Below are 20,688 nucleotides of genomic sequence, written 5' to 3'. Positions count from 1 at the left end.
TCGGTCATACAGACCATCTCCCTAAGGCGAGGTTTCTATTTGTTGATTATGAAGAGCTAATCATTCGCTTTCGCCGAGCAACCACTGAACCAATGTGCGAACCATGACTCCTGTACCGCCTCTAGGATTAACTCCACGTTCTTTAGAAAGAAATGCAGTTCCAGCAATATCTAGGTGTATCCACGGCAGACCTTCCGCAAACTCACCTACAAATAACCCAGCGGTAGTGGCTCCCCCGAATCTTCCTGCGGTGTTACGGATATCGGCAACTTCACTCTTTAGCATTTCACGGAATTCCGGGTAAGCCGGAAGCTGCCATATTTTCTCACCCGAAACATTAGCTGCTGTCAGAAACTGCTCCATAAATTCCTCGTTGTTAGTAACAGCACCTGTAGCTATATCTCCTAATGTCGACAACACTGCACCTGTCAGCGTAGCGACATCAATAACTCGTTTCGCTCCCCATTCCCGGGCATAGGTCAGCGCATCCCCAAGTACAAGTCTCCCTTCTGCATCGGTATTCAATACTTCTATGGTTCTTCCGCTCATTGATGTAATGATATCCCCGGGTTTAAAGGCATTAGCAGATGGCATATTCTCAGCGGATGGAATGACCATTACGACATTAATTCGTGGACGTAATCGGCCTAATGCCTCCATGACTCCAAGCACAGCCGCTGCGCCTCCCATATCACTGATTAACTCTTCCATGCCTGGAGCTCTTTTTAAGGAAATTCCCCCCGTATCAAAAGTAATCCCTTTACCGACCAGCCCCACTACATTATCCCAATGCCCCGTTCCCTGGTAACGGATGACGATCATTCGCGGAGGGTTTACACTTCCTTTTCCGACTGCGAGCAATCCGCCCATTCCTTTTTGCTCAATTTCCCGTTCATCCAGCACTTCGGAAGGAAATCCATAACGTTCAGCAACTTCTATAGCGGCCACAGCAAGGTCAGATGGAGTCAGCAGATTGCCGGGCATATTCGTCAAGTTCCGTGCCAGATTCGTAGCCTCACCAAAAGCCAGCCCTCTCTGCATGCCCAGATTCCAGTCACGCTCGAAAGTATCCGCTGGCTTCTTCTCGATAGTAAAAATAACCGAGTTTGGACCTGTATATTGAGATTGCTCCTGCTTATAGGTGGGACGACGATAGGAACCAAGTGACAACCCCTCAGACAACGCATAGGCAATAGATACGATATCCTTATCTTCTGTTAGCTCCTGAACACCTTCAGGCAACTGAAACACTAGCTGTATTGCCTTCAATCGAAGTGCTGCACGTGCTATCTGAACCGCCATTTGACGTAGGTCTTCAGTACTAAGTAATTGGTCCCCTTTTCCAACTAAAATAGCTACAGGACAACCAGATGGATAATCTAATGGCAGTACATAAGTCTGATTCAGCTTCCCACTAAAGAGACCTGACTTTCCTAATAATCGAATTCTGTCATTCCACCTCTCTGAGAGGCCGCCATGTTGGGCTTCCGACTCAGAGATGATAAGAATAAGGGCATCACCCTGTATTTCATTAATGGCACTGCCACTATTAAATTCTATATTCATTGTGTCTACCTCCATTTGTCTCCCAAAACCAACCCCCATTGTAACATAAGCAAGGCCGATCTCTGCATCTGTATTATCCGCAGGGATCAGCCTCTTAAACACTATATATTCTATTCGAATGTACTAATGGATTAATGGCAATGAGATTACAAAATGAGTACCTTCGTTAACTCTACTACTGACAGAAATACATCCGCCATGATTTTTGATGATTCGGTCACTCACGGAAAGCCCTAGCCCTGTCCCATTCTCTTTTGTCGTAAAAAATGGATTGAATAACCTGTCCAGTGTACGGATATCCATGCCCTTACCGTTATCAGAAATGAACATACGGACCTCAGAACCCTCTCTGTGGGCTCCAACCTCTATTATACCCATTAGACCATCTGCTCTATCCGCAACGGCCTCCATAGCGTTTCTAATCAGGTTGAGGACTACCTGTTTCATTTGTTTTACATCTCCAGAAATCATCATATCTCCCTCCTGAAAAGGATGTAGATTGATCTGGCAACCTTTCATCAGGGCTTCGCTCTCTGTAAGCAGCACTACTTCCTTGAGTAAAGCTGACACAGGAATCATTCCCACTTGAGGAACTGACGGCTTGGAGGAAGTAAGGAATTCATGAATGATATCATTGGCACGATCGATCTCTGCCAAGATTATCTTGCCGTATTCCTGCTTCCCAAGCTGCTGTAGATGCGGGTGAAGCAATTGAATAAATCCACGAATTGCGGTTAAGGGATTCCGGATTTCATGGGCAATAGATGCAGATAATTTACCTAGCATAGCCAAACTATCGTTCTGGTAAGCCGTTTGCTCAATCAACTTATAATCGGAGATTTCTTTAACTGTAAACAAATAACAACCCTTCATTTGTTCTCCACAGCATAGTGTAACCTTCCAGTACCGGCCATACTCGTCTAAAAACTCATAATTTGATTTTCCTTTGTATACCATCTCTCTATAGCTTTGCAGTACTTGCTTTTTCTTAAAGCGGCTCAGTCGAACGTTAGATAACAGGTGTGATATTGTACAGCCAACAAGGGAGTGACGGGTTAATTCAAGCATCCCGTACATTTGCTTATTTACAAAACTTATAACTCCCTCTTCATCAAAAAGCATGATTCCGCTGTCAATATTCTCTAGTACATCCTCGTATGTAGTATCCACAGGTCCTGATTGATAGGTTCTTCCCGGTAATAGAAGACTTTCTTGATATTGGCTAATCACGATACGAAGTTCCCCCTTTTACTGCATTTGACGAAGACGCTAAAGCGACATCAAATTACTATGTATTTGAGTATATGACGAAGCCGCCAGAACATTCGGTAATCGTTGCACTTTTTCCAACCGGTTCAATTATATTCCAATCATATCCAAGTGAAGTAGACAACGCAATCAGAGAAACTGTCGAATGATAAAAAAATTCATAAAATGATTCCAAAGACATATAAAAAATCACATCTAATTATATTTATTACTATTAATTCGTTCAATTGATTTAAACACTTTTAAGAAAAATTTAGAAAAAGCTAAAAGCCCTCGCAGTTGCGAAGGCCTTGATAAAGAAATGGGTCAGACCCAAATTGTAAACAATCTTACGCTTTCTGTTGCAGACGAAGGCGTCTTTGACTCATCACAGCTAATCTTTTCTTCAATTCCCGTTCCCACTTCGTATCCTCAATCTGTTTGGCTACAGCAAGCAGGTCAAGCGCCATATCGATCTGACTCCGCACAATAGCTAGAGGCTCTTCACTCTCGATGTTAATGACATTCTCGAATATTGCAGTTTCGTCTTCCATGACATAGTCCTGAAAATCCACATCAGTAACACCGTCTCCATGTGCGTATTCCGCCAAGATCTCATACTCGTTTTCGACCTTATAGTGAACCTCTACACGATGACATACCGGACAAAAAAGCAGGGGAACATTATGGACTTGCGTGCGATAATGTTTAAGGGTTCCCTTTGTTCCTACCATACTCGCTCCACAGCAAAAGCTCATATTTGTTCACCCTCCTTAGAATAACTAACCCATCTGAGTTTTTATTATTGTATTACATTACCCCAATGGAGATTCCTCCACTCGAGGACATAATATAACTTTTCACGCCTATTTTCAAATCCATTTTTTATTTAAGTCTTTTTTGGTGCAAAAAACCTCCATACAGAAAAACTTCTGCAAGGAGGTCGAAATCAGAATATCAAAGATCAGATAATAGCAGAACAACATTTAAAGGTTTCTGTCACCTGGTTTCCAGTTCATAGGGCATAAGCCACCAGATTGCAGGGCTTGCAGGACACGAAGTGTTTCTTCTACGCTGCGACCTACATCATTGTGATTAACAACCTGATATTTCAATTCACCTTCAGGATCAATGATGAACAATCCACGCAATGCAATACCTTCTTCTTCAATCAGAATGCCGTAGTCTTTAGCAACTTGTTTAGTAATATCAGCAGCAAGCGGGAAATTCAAACGGCCAAGACCATTCGAATCCTTAGGTGTATTGATCCATGCTTTGTGGCTGTGGATCGAATCTACACTTGCGCCGAGAATTTCTGTATCAAGCGCTTCGAACTGCGCAGCTGCTTCACTGAGAGCTGTGATTTCAGTCGGACATACAAAAGTGAAGTCCAGAGGATAAAAGAAGAATACCAGCCATTTGCCACGATAGTCGGACAGACTTACTTTACCAAAATCCTTACCATCACCTGATACGGTTTGCATAGTAAAATCTGGAGCTGGTCTACCTACTAAACGCTCAGCCATTGCCAAAATCCTCCTTTGATTATGTAAGAAACCAACCATTTCTTGTCGTGATATGCTGGAATAATTTACATCTTGTCTACATATCAAATGGTATCATCGTACAAAATCAAAGTCAATCTTAGACAAATTCCCCTATAATCGTAATTAGAAATTAGAAATTATTATGCTTTGCGGATAGCTGCAACAATCAGGTCGCCCATTTCAGATGTACTGATCGCTTTGCTCTTATCTACGGCGATATCACTTGTACGGTGTCCTGCATCCAATACTTCAGCTACTGCAGCCTCTATCGCAGCAGCCGCATCCTCATAACCAAAGGTTAAACGGTACATTAGTGCTAAGGACAAGATTGTTGCAATCGGGTTCGCAAGTCCTTGTCCGGCAATATCAGGTGCGGAGCCGTGAACGGGCTCGTAGAGACCGTAGTTACCATCGCCCATCGAAGCGGAAGCAAGCATACCGATAGAGCCTGTCAACATCGCAGCCTCGTCGCTCAGAATGTCACCAAACATGTTCTCGGTAACGATTACATCAAAGCTAGCTGGACGACGCAGCAGCTGCATTGCACAGTTATCAACGAGTACATGCTCAACCTCTACCTCAGGATATTCTGGAGCAATCTTATTTACGACCTCACGCCATAACCGTGAAGTTTCAAGTACATTCGCTTTATCAACACTTGCCAGCTTATTGCGACGCTTGCCAGCAATCTCAAAAGCCTGACGCACAATTCGTTCCACTTCCATTACGTTATATACACAGGTATCCACTGCTTCTTCACCATGTTCACCTTGACGACGCAGTTTATCTCCGAAATAAATCCCACCAGTCAGCTCACGAACGACCATAAGATCGGTACCTTCCAGCACTTCTGGCTTCAATGTCGAAGCGTCCTTTAGGCAATCAAATACGACTGCTGGACGTAAGTTTGAGAACAATCCAAGCGCTTTGCGAATGCCAAGCAATCCGGTTTCAGGACGAAGCTCCTTAGAATTGTTATCCCACTTCGGTCCGCCTACAGCTCCCAGTAATACGGCGTCAGCACTGCGACAGATTTCCAGTGTATCTTCCGGCAGCGGTGTGCCTCTTTCGTCTATTGCAATGCCTCCAAAAAGAGCGTGCTCCGTTTCAAAAGCATAACCAAATACTTCTTCCGTTGCTTTCAATACTTTTTCTGCTTCAGCTACTACTTCAGGTCCAATACCGTCCCCTGCGATTACGGCGATTTTTTTAACCTCACTCATCTCAGTCACTCCTCAAGTGGTCTGCTCTAACAGACATAGTTCTTCTTTATATTGTTGTATCATACCCAGTCGTAAAGGACAAAGATATAGATTCTATTGAGTTGATAGGCATAGCCTATAATCCAATGAGATAAGACAACTTATCCAAATTGCCGCTTCATATTTGCTCTTATTTGCTCTTATTTGCTCTTATTTCTGAAGATGTTTACAATTAAGTTGAAATCATCTACCTAAGGAGTGAATGCGAAGTGCAATATGCTAAGCTTGGTAAATCCGGTATGAAGGTCAGTCGGCTATGTCTCGGAACAATGAACTTCGGCCCACAAACAGATGAACAAGAAGCCTTCCGTATTATGGACGCTGCACTCGACGCAGGTGTTAATTTTTTTGATACCGCTAACATTTATGGTTGGGGTGAGAATTCCGGTTTAACAGAAACGATTATTGGTCGTTGGTTTAAGCAAGGTGGTGGGCGACGTGAAAAGGTCGTGTTAGCTACCAAGGTATACGGTGCAATGAGCGATAAGCTCGATGGCCCTAATGATGAGGGTGGACTATCATCTTATATTATACGCCGCCATCTAGAGGGGTCTCTGCAGCGTCTCCAGACCGATCATATTGAATTATACCAGATGCATCATGTTGACCGTAGTGTCTCTTGGGACGAGCTGTGGGGGGCTTTCGAGCTTGCTGTAAACCAAGGAAAGATTGGTTATGTCGGCTCCAGTAACTTTGCGGGATGGGATATCGCTGTGGCCCAACAAGAAGCGAAGGCACGTGGCTTTTTAGGTTTGATTTCTGAGCAGCATAAATACAGCCTCACCTGTCGCCTTCCTGAACTTGAAGTATTACCCTCCTCTCTCCATCATGGATTAGGCGTTATTCCTTGGAGCCCACTGGATGGAGGTCTTCTTGGACGCAATGCACTTAAGAAAATAGAAGGCAGCCGCAGTGGAGGAAATGCTGAGCGCGTAGAGCAATACAAAGATCAGCTTGAGGCTTTTGCAAGCTTATGTATGGAGCTTGGGGAACCACAAGATAATGTAGCACTAGCATGGTTATTAGCCAATCCTGCTGTAACCGCACCAATTATTGGACCACGCACACTAGAGCAATTCGAGAGTGCACTGCGCAGTCTTGAGATTGTGCTAGATGAATCTGTCCTTAAACGTTTAGATGAGATCTTCCCAGGACCGGGCGGAGAAGCTCCTAAAGCTTACGCTTGGTAGGTTTCTTATAATTTGAAAAAGGGAGCTAAGGCTTCAGCAGAACCAATCGCTGAAGCCTTAACTCCCTTTCTTGTTCGTACTTATTCAGCTGTATCCACGGTTACACTTCCATTACTCGTACTTAGGTCCACAGTATAAGTTCCTTTACCAAGAATGGCAGTGCCAAAGCTGTCCCCGTCTAGATCCCAAGGGACATTCCCCTTCAGTGAGCCATTGCTAGTATCCGCTGTAATCTTCGCATCGGACACAGTTGGCAATCCCACCGTAATCTTTCCGTTACTAGACGAACATTTCCATTTTCCAGTCACTGCTGAATTAATAGTGATCTTGCCGTTGCTGCTCTTTGCGGTCAACGCTCCATCTATATTATCCAATATAATCGCACCATTAGAGCTTTTGAGCTGCGCTCCACCTTGGATGTTCTGAACAGTCAGTGATCCATTGCTGGTGTGTGCCTCAACTCCGCCAGCAACATCATGAATATTTATAACCCCATTACTAGTGTCAACCACTAAGCCAGACTTTAAATCCCAGGCTTCTATTGACCCGTCACTAGTATCTACCTCAACGGCAAGGCTGCTAGGTACACTTACATTTAAATAAGGACTTTTAGTATTAAATCCAAACTGAATATTAGAGAACCAATTATGATCTGTATCGAGCTCCATAATCAGTGTATCTCCCTCAGTTTTTAATTTCCATTTCTTTTCCAACGCACTTTCGGCTTCACTTTGTGATTTTCCAGGTAGGAGTAAGCTTCCCTCATAATCCAATGAGCTTCCATCTATTCCCTCGACCTTTACTTTTCCACTTGGAAGTACGATTTTCAGCGTCGTAATATTGTCTTTCACTTCGACATTGCCGCTTAGTGGAGTTAAATGTGTATTCCCGATTAAACTGCTAAGTGAGCCGCCGGCCATTACGCTCTGTGCACTGCTTGCTCCAACCAACAGGATGATCAATAGGATTGCCCAACCGCTCACACGACTTTTGGCATCGGATTTGATAAACAATCTTAGCAACATCTCGAGTCCGAACAGGATCAAGAGTGCTGGCCATAAATAACCAAGTACTTCATAGCTGATCATATTATACTGAGCCATCACAATAATGACACCAAGTGCAATGCAGCCTATAGCTGCAGTAAAACTCCCGATTTTCCATCTCCCCATAGTCAAATCCCCGTTTCTTACGCTCTCGTATTGTTTCTTAGCATCTTCAGACCGTACGCAATCAGACCCAGTGATAGCAAGATCGTACCAATGTTAATCTCAATTAACATTCTCCAAAGCGTCGGAAATGCTGAGATCACCAGCATAAGGAACCCAGCAACAACACATCCAACACCAACCCAAGCCGGATTCACATCTTCATGTGGGTAACCGGGCATAGAGGATATCCCCATCGTCCAAGGTTCTCCGAAGCTGTCAGGATGGAACATCATACGCTCGTGTTCGGCAGCAGTTACTTTCATCCAAGCCGCTTTCTGCAGGGCATCGAACAATTGATAAAACCATAGTGCAGCTAGCGCAAAAGGGAAGATCATGGGCTCAGACGGAATAAACATAATACATAAGGAAGCCCCGATCATAAACTGCAGCCCCTGCTTTTTGAAACCTAAGTACAAATGACCTACACCAGGAATCATAGCTAGCATAAAAGTGAGCCAACGTCTCTTCTTAATCATAATACATCCTCCTAAAATTTGGATAGCATAACTTTTCAGTTTACCTGAATCCATCTATTATTTAATGACTATTTTCTAAAGCCACCGAACCATTGGGTCACCGAATTCGACACATGACCATTAATTTCAGTAATCCCATAAGCCAAATTCTCAAAAACGCCAAACTGTAACAATAAGAAGCTCAAGCAGGCAGCCACCGCATAATGCATCCAAGATGTTCTAGGAGCATAACGACGTCTTACGCTTGTCGCTTTAACCGCTCGCTCTCTGCGTCCTGTTTCGAGCTGCTCGATATGGGCCATAACACCTGCTGCGAGATCTGGAAAGTCCATCTGTTCATGCTGATATTCACTGTCCGTTTCCATTTCTGACCAAAGAGCGGACATTTCCTTAGCTTCCTCCAGCCACTGCGCGCAATCAGGACAGGATTGTATGTGCAACCGGATACTCAGCTCCATATCTGGAGACAGTAGGCCGTCAATGTAATGTGGCATCCATTCCTTCACTATTGCACAATTCATCGCAATTCCTCCCTTTGTCTACGCATCATCTGTCTGGCACGATAAAGCTGCGATTCGATAGTCTTAACGGAAACACCTTTTTGCTCCGCTATCTCTTGATAAGAATTTCGCTGAAAATAGTACAGCTGTACGACCGACCGGTACGGTTCCGCAAGGCTGTTCACATTCTCACCCAGCTCAGCTGATTGTTCCTGCTCTAGCACCTCTTGCTCTGGTGTTTGAGACGTTACCCAATCATTCTCAGTGTAATCAGCTGCACTCCGATGCCTCCACTCCCTATCATTGGCCCGTTTCCAGTCCAGACAGGTTCGATAAGCTATCCGATAAAGCCATGTCGAGAAGGTAGACTGTCCTCTGAAGGAGGGGAGCGCTTTGTATGCTTTTATAAAAACCTCTTGGGCCATATCTTTGGCCGATTCAGCTTCTCCAGTAATCTTGACGCACACTCTGTATACCATGCCTTGATAACGTGTCACCAAATGCCCAAAGGCCTGATGCTCACCGTTCAGCACAGCAGAAATCCATTCCGCCTCTTCCAGCTTTCTCCCCTCCTTCACCTACATAACGTTAGACGCCTGCCAATTCTAATCCCCTGCAACTTTTTTTTAATTTTTGAAATATTTTTGGGAAAGGAATATATTGTTTTTTGTCGAATAATGTTTAATTACTATGACTAAAAGAAAACTCTTTCTAATTATCGTGCTATTTCTTACTATACTTACTGGATTTCGCTTCCTATGGGTTTGGGCATCGCCTCATGCCATACAACCACAATTAGTCAAAGGAGTTCTCGATTTACGGAATAAAGTCTTAAATCAAGACAAGCTCCTTACCTTAAAAGGCCAATGGGAGTTCTATCCTAATACGCTGCTTCCCACTTTCAATAAAGAAACTCTAAACAAAGCTCCCCCTAAAAAATATATACAAGTCCCGGATCAGTGGAACGATGCCATTCATAATAGCGAAAAGTCTGCTTTTGGCTACGGCTCCTATCGGTTACGGATTCTTGTAGATAAAAACGAAAAGAAGTCTTATGGCATACTCATATCCGGGGTTCGGACTTCTTCGGAAATATATATCAATGGTGAACTACTAGGAAATTCAGGTTCTCCATCTGCCAATAAAGAAGACTATGTTGCTCGTGTATTACCTTACTCCGTATCTTTTACAACGGATAAGACTGAAATTGAAATTGTGATTCATGTAGCCAACTACTCTTTATCTCATACAGGCGGTATTTTTAAACCCATTTTATTTGGTAACGAAAAAACCTTAGCACATCAGCGGATCGTTTCCATAGGCCTTCAACTGTTATTATGTGTAGTACTTCTACTTCATGCAGTCTATGCAGCAATATTATATACCATTGGTCCGCGGCAAAAGATGTTGATCTATTTTTTTCTGTTGGTAATTTCCGCTATAACTACAGTACTCATTGATGATGACAAGCTTTTGCTGCATATGCTTCCCTTAAACTACCAATGGAGCTTAAAACTATTAATTATATCTAATATTATGGCTTTTTTATTCATCTTACTGACAAGCAAGCATCTAATGTTCCAGAATTTAAAAATCAAAAGTGTTCGGATCCTGACCAGCTTATCCTTGGTACATATCCTTTTCATAATGCTCGGTCCCGTTGTCCGCTATTACGAATTATTTACACCTATTTTTATCATCAATATAATCGTTCTATCATTAGAAGTTGTAGTTCTCTTTCTGAAATCTGCGCTTAAAAACAACGATGGCTCTATCTTTCTATTGCTATCTATCCTAGCCATAATTAACAGCACTCATTGGGGATTGTTTAAAAATTTCGATCTGGTTGACGTTACCTATTATCCTTTTGACCTGATTATTGCCTTTTTATGCTTTGCGACTTTTGGGTTTAAGCGCTATTTGTGGAATGCTAAGCAGACTGAAAACCTGGCAAAAAGCCTGCAAAGAACCGTTACGCAAAAGGATGATTTCCTAGCTAATACCTCTCACGAGCTGAAAAACCCCCTACATAGCATCATTAATATTGCTGAGACCGTCTTAGACAGTGAAAGAGAATCCTTAATGCTTGAGAACGCAAGTAATCTAGAACTGCTAATTACCGTCGGAAGACGTATGTCTTTACTGATAAACGATCTTCTAGATCAATCACAGCTTCGTGAAAGCAACATTCAATTACAGTTAAGAAATGTTCCCATTCAATCCGTAGCTGTTGGCGTACTCGATATGCTCAAGTTCCTAACGGAAGGTAAGCACATTACACTAATCTCGGAGATTCCCGACTCGTTTCCTTCTATTGTGGCAGATGAGAAAAGACTCATTCAGATTTTGTTCAATCTGCTTCAAAATGCTGTGAAATATACGAGTGTAGGCTCAGTTAGGGTCCATGCGGATATTCATAAAGGTGTGGCGCGCATCCATATTACGGATACTGGCATTGGAATGAACGAGGAAACACAGCTTAGAGCCTTCCAACCCTATGAACAGGGTGATTCAAGCCTGACAGCAATAAGTGGTGGAATTGGATTGGGCTTAAGTATTTGTAAACAGTTAGTTGAACTTCACGGTGGAAAGATTAGCGTAAAATCTTCACTTGGCAAAGGCTCTACTTTTACTTTTACTATGCCTCTATCCGATTCAAACATTCAAAAATTCAATTTAGAATTCTCAACAGTGACTGAATACACGGACAAACTATCTCATATTAGGCTATCCGAATTTAACACTACATCTGCTACTTCAACGGATGGAAGAAGACCTAAGATTTTGGCTGTCGACGATGACCCGGTTAATCTGAAAATCCTTACTAGCGTACTATCCATCAAAGACTATGAAATGGTTACGGTAACCAGTGGAATTGATGCTTTAATAAAACTGGATACTGATCAATGGGATTTAATCATTACAGATGTAATGATGCCCCAGATGTCCGGCTATGAATTAACACAGAGAATTCGTGAACGTTTTACTATAGCTGAGCTTCCTATTCTACTTCTGACCGCACGTAGCCAGCCGGAAGATATCTACACCGGATTTGTTTCGGGCGCGAACGACTATGTAATGAAACCCATGAACGCTATGGAGCTAAGAGGACGGGTACGTTCCTTAACAGACTTAAAACAGTCCGTAAATGAACGGCTTCGTCTGGAAGCAGCGTATCTTCAAGCGCAAATACAACCACATTTCTTATTCAACACATTAAATTCTATATCTGCTTTGGCATCTTTTGATACACAACGTATGGGTCACCTTATTGATGCCTTTAGCTCTTATTTACGCTTAAGCTTTAACTTCTTGAACGCTGAGCCGATGATACCGATTGAACACGAGCTTGAGCTTGTCCGTGCCTATCTGTACATAGAGAAAGAGCGTTTTGAGGACAGGATGACCATCAACTGGGAGTTAACAGAAAATCTACATTTTCAGTTACCTCCCTTGACCATTCAGCCACTCGTTGAAAATGCCGTTAGGCATGGTATATTAAGCCGCTCCAAAGGAGGTACGCTTTCAATATCCATCAAAGAACTAGCTGATGACATCGAGATTACAATCGCTGATAATGGTAAAGGTATGACTTCCGAGCAACTTCAGCAACTGCTGAGCAGTCAGTCTAATGTAACAAGAGGGATTGGATTTCTTAATACACATAAGCGGTTGTTACGTGTCTACGCGACGGGTTTGCAAATTAAAAGCAAGGAAGGGCAAGGAACTTCAGTAAGTTTCATAATCCCTTTTGAAAAAAGAAATATGATTCGCAAAAATTCCTATTCACAGACAGACTTGAATGAACCGAAATAGAAGTAAGAGTTTATTGTTTTTTGCTAAAAATACTATGTTGAGTGGTGAAATAACAATGATTCAAGCAGTGTTGGTGGACGATGAACGGCTTGCCCTCGTAAAGTTAGAATTCATGTTAAAAGAAATGGAAGCTGTTCAAATCGTCGCATCCTATACAGATCCTGTCCAAGCCATACAAGAAACTCCAGCATTGGAGCCTGACGTTATTTTTATTGATATTGAAATGCCTGAAGTGAGCGGACTTCAAGCTGCCGCAATTCTGCAAGAGGTCTGTCCAAACGCTAATATCGTTTTCGTGACCGCGTATAACCAATATGCAGTGGAAGCCTTTGAGTTAAATGCGATTGATTATATTTTGAAGCCCGTGCGACATGACCGTTTATTCAAAACAGTACAACGCTTGGAGGACAGATTGAGGTTTGCACCAAAAAGCACAGAGGTAGCACATGAACTAACGATTCGTTGTTTTCAATCGCTGCGTTTTGAACGAGGAGGACAACCTTTAAACAATCTCCGTTGGAGAACTTCTAAGGCACAAGAATTGTTTGCTTTCTTGCTTCATAATCGCAATCGATTTGTCAGTAAAGATACCCTGATTGACCTACTATGGCCAGATTTCAACCTTAAAAAGGCTTCTACCCATCTCTACACAACCATTTATCAAGTACGACAATGTTTAAAGCAGAGTGAGGTAGATCTGCATATCAGCAACGTCAGTGGCGGGGAAGGGTATACGCTTGAGACCGGGCCGCTTCTAATCGATGCAGCCCAGTGGGAGCACAACATTCTTGCACTCGAATCCATCGGAGAGGACAATTGTGCAGAACATCAAAGCTTATTTGAGCTTTATTCAGGGGATTATTTTGGAGATTACGATTATTTGTGGGCGGAGGGTGAACAACAACGTCTGCGCACCATTTGGCTACACCATGCTATGGGAATGGCCCAGTTCTATATCGACAACAACAGAGTTCCCGAAGCTGTCACTGTGTATCAAAAGGTAGTACAGCTTCAGCCCTATTTTGAACAAGGACATTTAGGATTAATGAAGGTCTACGATAGTATCGGGGAACGTTCCGCTGTGGAAGAACAATACAAAATTCTCAAAGATCTATTAATAAGTGAACTCAGTATCGGACTCCCAGCCAGTGTTGAAGAGTGGTACGAACAATGGGAGCTCCATAACCTCAGAGTTCAATAAACAAGAATATACTTTCTGAACATAACAAAGACACCCGATACTATCTGGGTGTCTTTGTTATTACGATATATTATATGCCCTATTATCCTAATACCGGTTGATCTACGAAGGTAACAGCGGTATCTGAAGTGCTGTGCAATTCAAAGATGACAATCTCATTGTCGCCTTGTTTCAATAGAGGACCTGGCACATACATTGTTTTCTGTGGTCCGATATTCCAATAGCGTCCAAGGTTGAACCCATTAATGAACACGACGCCCTTAGTCCATCCTTCCATGCTCAAGAACGTATCACAAGGTTCATCCACAACCAAGGTGCTGCGGAAGAAGCTAGGTTCCATTTGCCTGAATAAACCTTCAAACTGCAGACCAGATAAATCCGTTAATGGCAACGTATAAGTCGTCCATTCCGACAGAAACTGCCGTCCATAACGTACCCCTTCGGTAATCCCTTTACAATCTCTCATAAAAGGACCATAGTTGACACGTCCTAAATTCTCCACAAGTATACTAACATGGAGCCCTTCGGCCGGAACCTTGAACTCTAATTTCACCTCTGGCTCTACACGATCTAAGGTTGCAGTGAGCTCTCCATTCAGAAAGACTAATGCACGATCATGTAAATCCTGGATGAAGAACTCATCTTTGGGACGAGGTCCTGTAAGGAACGTACTATAATGAATAAAGCCATAATCCTGACCCAATTTCTCCATCGGTTCAGGGTATGCAGAGTGAATAGGTGCAGAAATACGATTCAAGTTTGCGGTAAGTGAAGTCTGCTCCTTCATCTCTACTCTCCCATATGCTCTCTTAGCGACAGGAGCTGGCAACTCAATGGGTCCGAGATCTACATATTTGGAGATCACTTCACGAACTGCATAATATTTAGCTGTCGGCTCACCGGATTCACTCAGTAAGGAATCATAGTCATAACTAGTAATTGTTGGTTCATAGCTGTCAAACGTATGTCCATTCGCTCCGTTGTAGAACCCAAAGTTAGTTCCGCCATGGAACATATAGAAATTAACGGATGCGCCTAAACTAAGTATCTCATCCAATACCTTCGCTACATCCTCAGCCGGACGCGTATGATGCTCCTCACGCCAATGATCAAACCAACCGTTCCAGTATTCCATACACATGATTGGAGCCTCTGGTTGGTATTCACGGAGCTTGTTGAATGCTTCTACTGGACGTGATCCAAAGTTCACCGTCTCTAGCACACCTGGGACCATACCTCCCTGTAACATCGCGTCTTCAGGTCCATCGGAAGTGAATAGTAGTACATCTATCCCACGGGAAATCATGCTGTCTTTTAAATGAGTCAAATAGCGCTTGTCATTGCCGTAACTTCCGTACTCATTCTCAATCTGCATAGCAATGATCGGGCCACCATTTGTACATAACAGTGGTTGTAATTTGGGGAGCAATACATCATAATACGCATCTACATGATCTAGAAATGGCTTATGGTAGCATCGAAGACGCATATCCGAATCAGCTAGCAACCAAGATGGCAGTCCACCAAATTCCCATTCTGCACAAATATAAGGTGCGGGACGAACGATGACATGCAGACCCAAATCTCCTGCCAATTCAATAAACCGGACTACATCTGCCATACCTTCAAAATTATGTTGGCCTTTCTTCGGCTCGTGTAAATTCCATGCCACATAGGTTTCAACCGTATTGAAGCCGCAAGCTTTTAATTTGATAAGACGGTCTTCCCAATGTTCCGGCAGAGTCCGAAAATAATGGATGGCCCCTGAGATAAGCCGTATCGCCTGATCGTTATAATAAAAGGAAGATCCTGAATAATGAAAAGTTGCCATATTCTCAACACCTCGTAATGGTATGATCACTTAAGTAGAATAACTTGCTATCGCTTGATTGATCCGCTCTCTTGCCTCTAAGAGCCATGTTCCCTGATCCCTCGGGTATACAGAGAAGGTCAACGATGTACTCAGACCCTCTTCCATAATGGCTATCGTTGCTTTCTTGCCAATTTTCTGCTCAAGTAATTCTAGTGCGCGCAAATCCTGCAACCCTTCATATAGAACTTCCAGTCGAATGGATTCAATCGGGCCTTCTTCTCCTGGATAGACCAAGTAGGCATCTCCTGAGGGAAATGCATGCTCAGCGTCAGTCGTACGATAAGGGTCCAGCTGCTGATTCAATGAATATTGCGAGTACCAGAAGTTATAACCCCAATGCAAGAAGCCCTGTAATCCGAATTTATACAATTGAAACCCGATTATACGATTTCTAGCAGACGGCATGTTGAAAAACCGGTTGGATACTTGTTCACCTTGAGCGCAGCAATAGTACGTCCAAAGGTCTGGAACCTGATGTTCTAAGAACGGTTCAATATGCGTATTCGCAGGAATCGGCCTTTTCACCAGGCCCTGTTCATACAACTCCAATTCGGACAAAGCGTCCATGATCGGATAACTTGATAAATGTTTATAAATGATCTCACTTGCAGCTCGGTACGATTCCAAATGTTCCTCTCCTGGTTCATCTGAAATATGGAACCAGCTTTGCTGGTCTATTCCCTGCTCTTTCAAATATTGATCTAAGCAAGGTAAAAATTGATCCAAGAAACTACGGTATTCCGCCGAGGATGCGTCCGTATCCCAGCCGAATAGTTGCTGATCTTCACCTTGAATGGTTACCATTATTTTTGGTGCACATTTTGCACCCCATTGAGTAAATAAATGAGAGAACTCAAAGTATTTGAAGCCAAGTCGGCGGCACATCGATACCCAACGAGTAAGCAGATCAAATCCGAATTCATAACGATCTCCCGCTTTAGTCACGGAAATCAATTGAACGGTTGGACGTACTCCACCAATGGCTGTATCCAAAGGCGGTGTAAACAACGGAGTTAAGATCATGTTCATGCCATGCTTAGCCATCGTATCTGCATAACGTTCTATAAGGGCCCAATGCGCTTCACTAAATACTTCGACACCATACTTTGTAGCAAGACAATCCACATGGAACCATTCCGTATGAATTAACTGTTGCGGCGGTAGTGTTGCAGGGATAACGGTTAACTCGAATACATCCGATTCACCTAACATCTGCCCTTCAGATGATTGGAAGAGGACCTGAATAGAGCGAAGCCCCGTACTCATTGTTTCATCCAAGGTTATCGTCACCCATAAAGATCGCCATTGTCCCGGGATCGATGAAATAGATTGTTGATCCAGCGTATACAATGGATCTGGATATAATCCCGGCGTAGTTCTTAGCACATCGTCATCATGATTTTTGAAACAAGGCATTTCTGAGGGAACAAGTCCAACGGATCTTATACATATTAGATCTGGAAGAGATGACTTTATCTCTACTGCAATATTCTTTAGAAGTGTATCTGAGGTATAAGCGACTTGGAACGAAAATGTTTCTCCGACAAGTGCGGTTGCACTGTGATAGGATTCATGATTCGGCACTTCATCAGCAAATACCTTAACCAACGAACTTAATAACATCGTCTGAAATGGCTGCGGGGTATTCATCGTTGCTTCACCTCTTCATCATTACAGACACTTTGTGCAAATTCTTTCAGAACAATACTGTTACCCTCGATGCGAGATTGCTCTGCTGCAAAAGCCATAAGGTGACTTTGAACGGAATGATTTGCTGATGTAAGACCTTGAATCTTCCCTTCCGCTCGAACCAGCTTAACAAAATCTTTGATTAACCCCATATCGCCGCCGCCATGACCAACATGACCACCTGCATTCTCGAACGAGATTCTCTCTACCTTACCGCTGCCAAAATGGATCACTTCAATTTCATTCTTCTCCATCGCACCGCGAATTTCCCCCGTGGTACCCATCAGCTTGAGGGTACGACTTACATCTTTGGTAAACGCACTCATTGTAAAAGCTATAGTTACGGAATTAGCAAATTCTAGATTTACCACTTGATGGTCGACGACATCATTATCACAATGATAGACACATCGTCCATAAGGTCCTTCCTGAAGAGCATTCAGGCGGGCTTCATAGCTTGGATCATCGCTAATTGCCGATGTAGGCCAATCCGTATCCTCCGTCAAATATTGATTAGGAGCATAATAGAGACATTTATCTGCTGCTGGGCATCCATCTGTGCAACGTAACGGGGCTCCTTCCGGTGCTTCACTAGATTTGAAATGGGACAGTGAGCCAAAGGAAGACACTCGAACACATTCTGAATCTGTCAACCAGGAAAGAATGTCCAGATCATGACAGGACTTAGCGAGAATCATCGGACTGGACTCATCCTTTTTGCGCCAATTCCCTCTTACGAAGCTATGAGCTTGATGCCAGTAACCCACGTTCTCATTATGTTGAATGGACATCAATTGTCCGATCGCACCACTTTCCAGCAGTTCCTTGATCGTAGAGAAGAAATTGGTATATCTCAATACATGACATATCGAGAAGACACGATTCACTTTAGAGGCCATTTCCCCCATAAGTACACATTCCTTGGCATCAGGGGACATCGGTTTTTCTAATAGTACATGATACCCTGCCTCCAGTGCTTTCATTGTTGGCACATAATGCTGATTGTCTTGGGTACAGATAAATACCGCATCTGCTACTTTCGGGGAGGCAAAAAAATCATCCCAATGGGTAAAGCACACGTCATCAGCCAGCTTATGTCTTGCCTTAAATTTATTTCTCCGCTTCGCATTCGGCTCTGCAACAGCTACAACTTGAAGCTCATTGGGGTGCTGAATCGCATATTCTGAATAATTAATTCCTCGCAGGCCCGCTCCAATTAAAGCAACAGTAACTTTCTTCATCGCAATCTGCTCCTTCATATGAGACTTTATGCTATGTCTGTACTCTATTTTCTTTATTCTTTAACACTACCAACCGTCATTCCTTTTACGAAATACCTTTGTAAGAATGGATACACTACCATAATTGGCAATGCGCCCATGAATATTTGCGCCGTTCGGATCGTCTTCTCACTCAGGTTCTCCATCACCTTGAGCTGCTCAATGGACATCGAGGACATCTGGGCATTGATAGACATAATCAAGGTAGAAAGATAGGTCTGTAGCGGATAATGCTCAGGTGAATTCAGGTAAAGGATACCGTCAAACCAAGCGTTCCAATGCCCAACTATGGTGAATAACCCAATCGTTGCGATGGATGGAAGGGATATCGGTAAATAAATTTGCCAAAGTACTCTCCAATGTCCGGCACCATCAATCGTAGCCGCTTCATCCAATTCTCTTGGAATAGATCTGAAGAAGTTAAGCATCAGAACCATATTCCATACATTCAATGCACCTGGTAAGATAAGTGCCCAAATGGAATCGATTAAGCCTGTATTCTTCACTACGATATACGTCGGAATTAAGCCGCCTCCAAAAAACATCGTAATCGCGAATATCCATACATATACGGTTCTAAATTTAAACTGATCATTCGATTTGGAAAGCGGAAAAGCAGTAATAAATACTAGAAACAAGTTAACTACTGAACCGAGCACTACTCGTTTTACGGAGACTCCCAAGGAACGAAAGAACTCTACCTTTTCTCCTAAATATACATAAGCATCCCAGGAAAAACCGACGGGCCAAAGCTTCACTTCTCCAGCCATCGCAGCTGTATTCGAGCTTAGTGAGATGGAGAGTAAGTGTACAAATGGGATAATGCCGAGTATGGTAATGAAAGTTAACAACAGCGTATTGAACACGATAAATAACTTTCTGCTGAATGATTGTTTATGTAGCACCATCTCCACCTCCTAGAATATGCGGTAATTGTTAAATTTGTAAGCTGCATAGTAAGTTGTTGATACCATAAATAAAGATATTATCGATTTAAAGAGACCCACTGCTGCCGCAGGTCCAAATTGTTGGCTGAACATCCCCAATCGATAGACAAATGTATCTATTATATCTGCGCCTGCATATACAGTCGGGTTATACATAATCAATATCTGCTCAAAACCTGCGTTAAGAATACCACCGAGACCTAATACACTAAGTAAAATAATAATCGGTGCTATACCTGGAAGCGTAATATTAAGCATTTGCTTCCATTTCCCTGCACCATCTACCTCTGCCGCTTCATACAGCGTCGCATTAATTCCTGTGATGGCAGCAAGCATGATGATCATATTGTAGCCCATGCCTTTCCAGACATCCGAGCCAATGATAATCCCCCTGAACCAACCATTATCAAGCATGAACATGATAGGTTCTAAGCCCATAGCGGAAATTAAGCCATTAATAGGCCCATTCAGAGAGAATAATTCAATAATGACACCCCCAAGGACGGTCCATGAAAGGAAGAACGGGAGGAAAATGGCGGATTGAATAAAACCTGCGAACCATTTCTTAGTAAGCTCATTTAATAATAGAGCTAGAATGAGCGGGACAAGCAGAGACAATACCATTTTGATGATAGCTATGACTAGCGTATTCCAAAGTACTTGCTTGAAATCCGGTAAATTAAATACATAACGGAAGTTATCTAATCCCACAAAATCGGATTTAAAAAAACCGGATAACGGCTCAAACTGTTGAAACGCCATAACCAGGCCGGCCATCGGTCCGTAGGCATAAATCAGTGTAACAATCACACCCGGTATTAACATGATATGTAGCGGATATTCTTTCTTCAGTGATTTCATAGATGCCCTCCTCACCAACTT

The 20,688-nt window shown here is 42.9% G+C and carries 17 protein-coding genes; 3 read left to right on the top strand and 14 right to left on the bottom strand.

Translation table 11 applies throughout. From position 1 onward, the window contains the following. Nucleotides 1-60: 60 nt before the first annotated feature. The 5 genes from R50345_RS06715 to leuB all read right to left on the bottom strand — a co-directional run bounded on the left by R50345_RS06715 (nucleotide 61) and on the right by leuB (nucleotide 5,584). On the bottom strand, nucleotides 61-1,566 hold the full coding sequence (locus tag R50345_RS06715) for a leucyl aminopeptidase (RefSeq protein WP_156114740.1): 1,506 nt from the start codon (nucleotides 1,564-1,566) through the stop codon (nucleotides 61-63). A gap of 123 nt (nucleotides 1,567-1,689) precedes the next feature. Continuing rightward, a complete protein-coding gene (locus tag R50345_RS06710) occupies nucleotides 1,690-2,796 on the bottom strand; it encodes an ATP-binding protein (protein ID WP_042125133.1) in 1,107 nt (368 codons plus the stop codon). A 368-nt stretch (nucleotides 2,797-3,164) separates the two neighbouring features. Next, nucleotides 3,165-3,572, bottom strand: a complete 408-nt coding sequence (locus R50345_RS06705; RefSeq protein WP_042125131.1) for a hypothetical protein — start codon at nucleotides 3,570-3,572, stop codon at nucleotides 3,165-3,167. Between the two features lie 228 nt (nucleotides 3,573-3,800). Further along, nucleotides 3,801-4,340: a peroxiredoxin gene (locus R50345_RS06700; RefSeq protein ID WP_042125130.1), complete on the bottom strand. Its 540-nt coding sequence runs from the start codon at nucleotides 4,338-4,340 to the stop codon at nucleotides 3,801-3,803. A gap of 161 nt (nucleotides 4,341-4,501) precedes the next feature. Then, on the bottom strand, nucleotides 4,502-5,584 hold the full coding sequence (leuB, locus tag R50345_RS06695; RefSeq protein WP_042125128.1) for a 3-isopropylmalate dehydrogenase: 1,083 nt from the start codon (nucleotides 5,582-5,584) through the stop codon (nucleotides 4,502-4,504). Between the two features lie 248 nt (nucleotides 5,585-5,832). Here leuB and R50345_RS06690 point away from each other — a divergent pair, with 248 nt between their 5' ends. Then, the gene (locus R50345_RS06690; RefSeq protein WP_042125126.1) at nucleotides 5,833-6,813 is read left to right on the top strand and encodes an aldo/keto reductase; all 981 of its coding nucleotides are present in this window, start codon (nucleotides 5,833-5,835) and stop codon (nucleotides 6,811-6,813) included. A gap of 80 nt (nucleotides 6,814-6,893) precedes the next feature. Here the strand turns inward: R50345_RS06690 and R50345_RS06685 are convergent, their stop codons facing one another. From R50345_RS06685 to R50345_RS06670, 4 genes are all read right to left on the bottom strand, one after another. Continuing rightward, nucleotides 6,894-7,985, bottom strand: a complete 1,092-nt coding sequence (locus R50345_RS06685) for a LiaI-LiaF-like domain-containing protein (RefSeq protein ID WP_042125124.1) — start codon at nucleotides 7,983-7,985, stop codon at nucleotides 6,894-6,896. Nucleotides 7,986-8,002: 17 nt separating this feature from the next. Then, complete coding sequence (locus R50345_RS06680) at nucleotides 8,003-8,500, bottom strand: hypothetical protein (protein WP_042125123.1); 498 nt, start codon at nucleotides 8,498-8,500, stop codon at nucleotides 8,003-8,005. 68 nt (nucleotides 8,501-8,568) lie between these two features. Then, nucleotides 8,569-9,021 carry an anti-sigma factor family protein gene (locus tag R50345_RS06675; protein ID WP_042125121.1) on the bottom strand — a complete coding sequence of 151 codons (453 nt, stop codon included), beginning with the start codon at nucleotides 9,019-9,021 and terminating at the stop codon, nucleotides 8,569-8,571. Continuing rightward, a complete protein-coding gene (locus R50345_RS06670) occupies nucleotides 9,018-9,578 on the bottom strand; it encodes an RNA polymerase sigma factor (protein ID WP_042125119.1) in 561 nt (186 codons plus the stop codon). The genes R50345_RS06675 and R50345_RS06670 overlap by 4 nt, the downstream gene beginning before the upstream one ends. A gap of 112 nt (nucleotides 9,579-9,690) precedes the next feature. On the opposite strand from R50345_RS06670, the gene R50345_RS06665 reads away from it, so the two are divergent. Next, nucleotides 9,691-12,816: a hybrid sensor histidine kinase/response regulator gene (locus tag R50345_RS06665; RefSeq protein ID WP_042125118.1), complete on the top strand. Its 3,126-nt coding sequence runs from the start codon at nucleotides 9,691-9,693 to the stop codon at nucleotides 12,814-12,816. Nucleotides 12,817-12,871: 55 nt separating this feature from the next. After that, nucleotides 12,872-14,017 (top strand): response regulator, encoded by a 1,146-nt coding sequence (locus tag R50345_RS06660; protein WP_052414499.1) that lies wholly within the window; start codon nucleotides 12,872-12,874, stop codon nucleotides 14,015-14,017. A gap of 82 nt (nucleotides 14,018-14,099) precedes the next feature. Here R50345_RS06660 and R50345_RS06655 read toward each other — a convergent pair whose 3' ends face one another. From R50345_RS06655 to R50345_RS06635, 5 genes are read right to left on the bottom strand one after another with little or no spacing between them, the layout of a single operon-like run. Then, nucleotides 14,100-15,848, bottom strand: a complete 1,749-nt coding sequence (locus R50345_RS06655) for a glycoside hydrolase family 35 protein (protein WP_042125116.1) — start codon at nucleotides 15,846-15,848, stop codon at nucleotides 14,100-14,102. Nucleotides 15,849-15,878: 30 nt separating this feature from the next. Further along, nucleotides 15,879-17,540 carry a DUF4091 domain-containing protein gene (locus R50345_RS06650; RefSeq protein WP_042125114.1) on the bottom strand — a complete coding sequence of 554 codons (1,662 nt, stop codon included), beginning with the start codon at nucleotides 17,538-17,540 and terminating at the stop codon, nucleotides 15,879-15,881. Then, the gene (locus tag R50345_RS06645) at nucleotides 17,537-18,820 is read right to left on the bottom strand and encodes a Gfo/Idh/MocA family protein (RefSeq protein ID WP_042125112.1); all 1,284 of its coding nucleotides are present in this window, start codon (nucleotides 18,818-18,820) and stop codon (nucleotides 17,537-17,539) included. The genes R50345_RS06650 and R50345_RS06645 overlap by 4 nt, the downstream gene beginning before the upstream one ends. Nucleotides 18,821-18,873: 53 nt before the next feature. Continuing rightward, nucleotides 18,874-19,767: a carbohydrate ABC transporter permease gene (locus tag R50345_RS06640; protein ID WP_042125110.1), complete on the bottom strand. Its 894-nt coding sequence runs from the start codon at nucleotides 19,765-19,767 to the stop codon at nucleotides 18,874-18,876. Nucleotides 19,768-19,776: 9 nt separating this feature from the next. Continuing rightward, nucleotides 19,777-20,667 (bottom strand): ABC transporter permease, encoded by an 891-nt coding sequence (locus R50345_RS06635; RefSeq protein ID WP_042125108.1) that lies wholly within the window; start codon nucleotides 20,665-20,667, stop codon nucleotides 19,777-19,779. Between the last annotated feature and the right edge of the window lie 21 nt (nucleotides 20,668-20,688).

The organism is Paenibacillus sp. FSL R5-0345, from assembly GCF_000758585.1.
Taxonomy (GTDB): domain Bacteria; phylum Bacillota; class Bacilli; order Paenibacillales; family Paenibacillaceae; genus Paenibacillus_AQ.
Note: the sequence above shows the minus strand (reverse complement) of the source record. Positions and strands in the feature narration are given on the sequence as shown.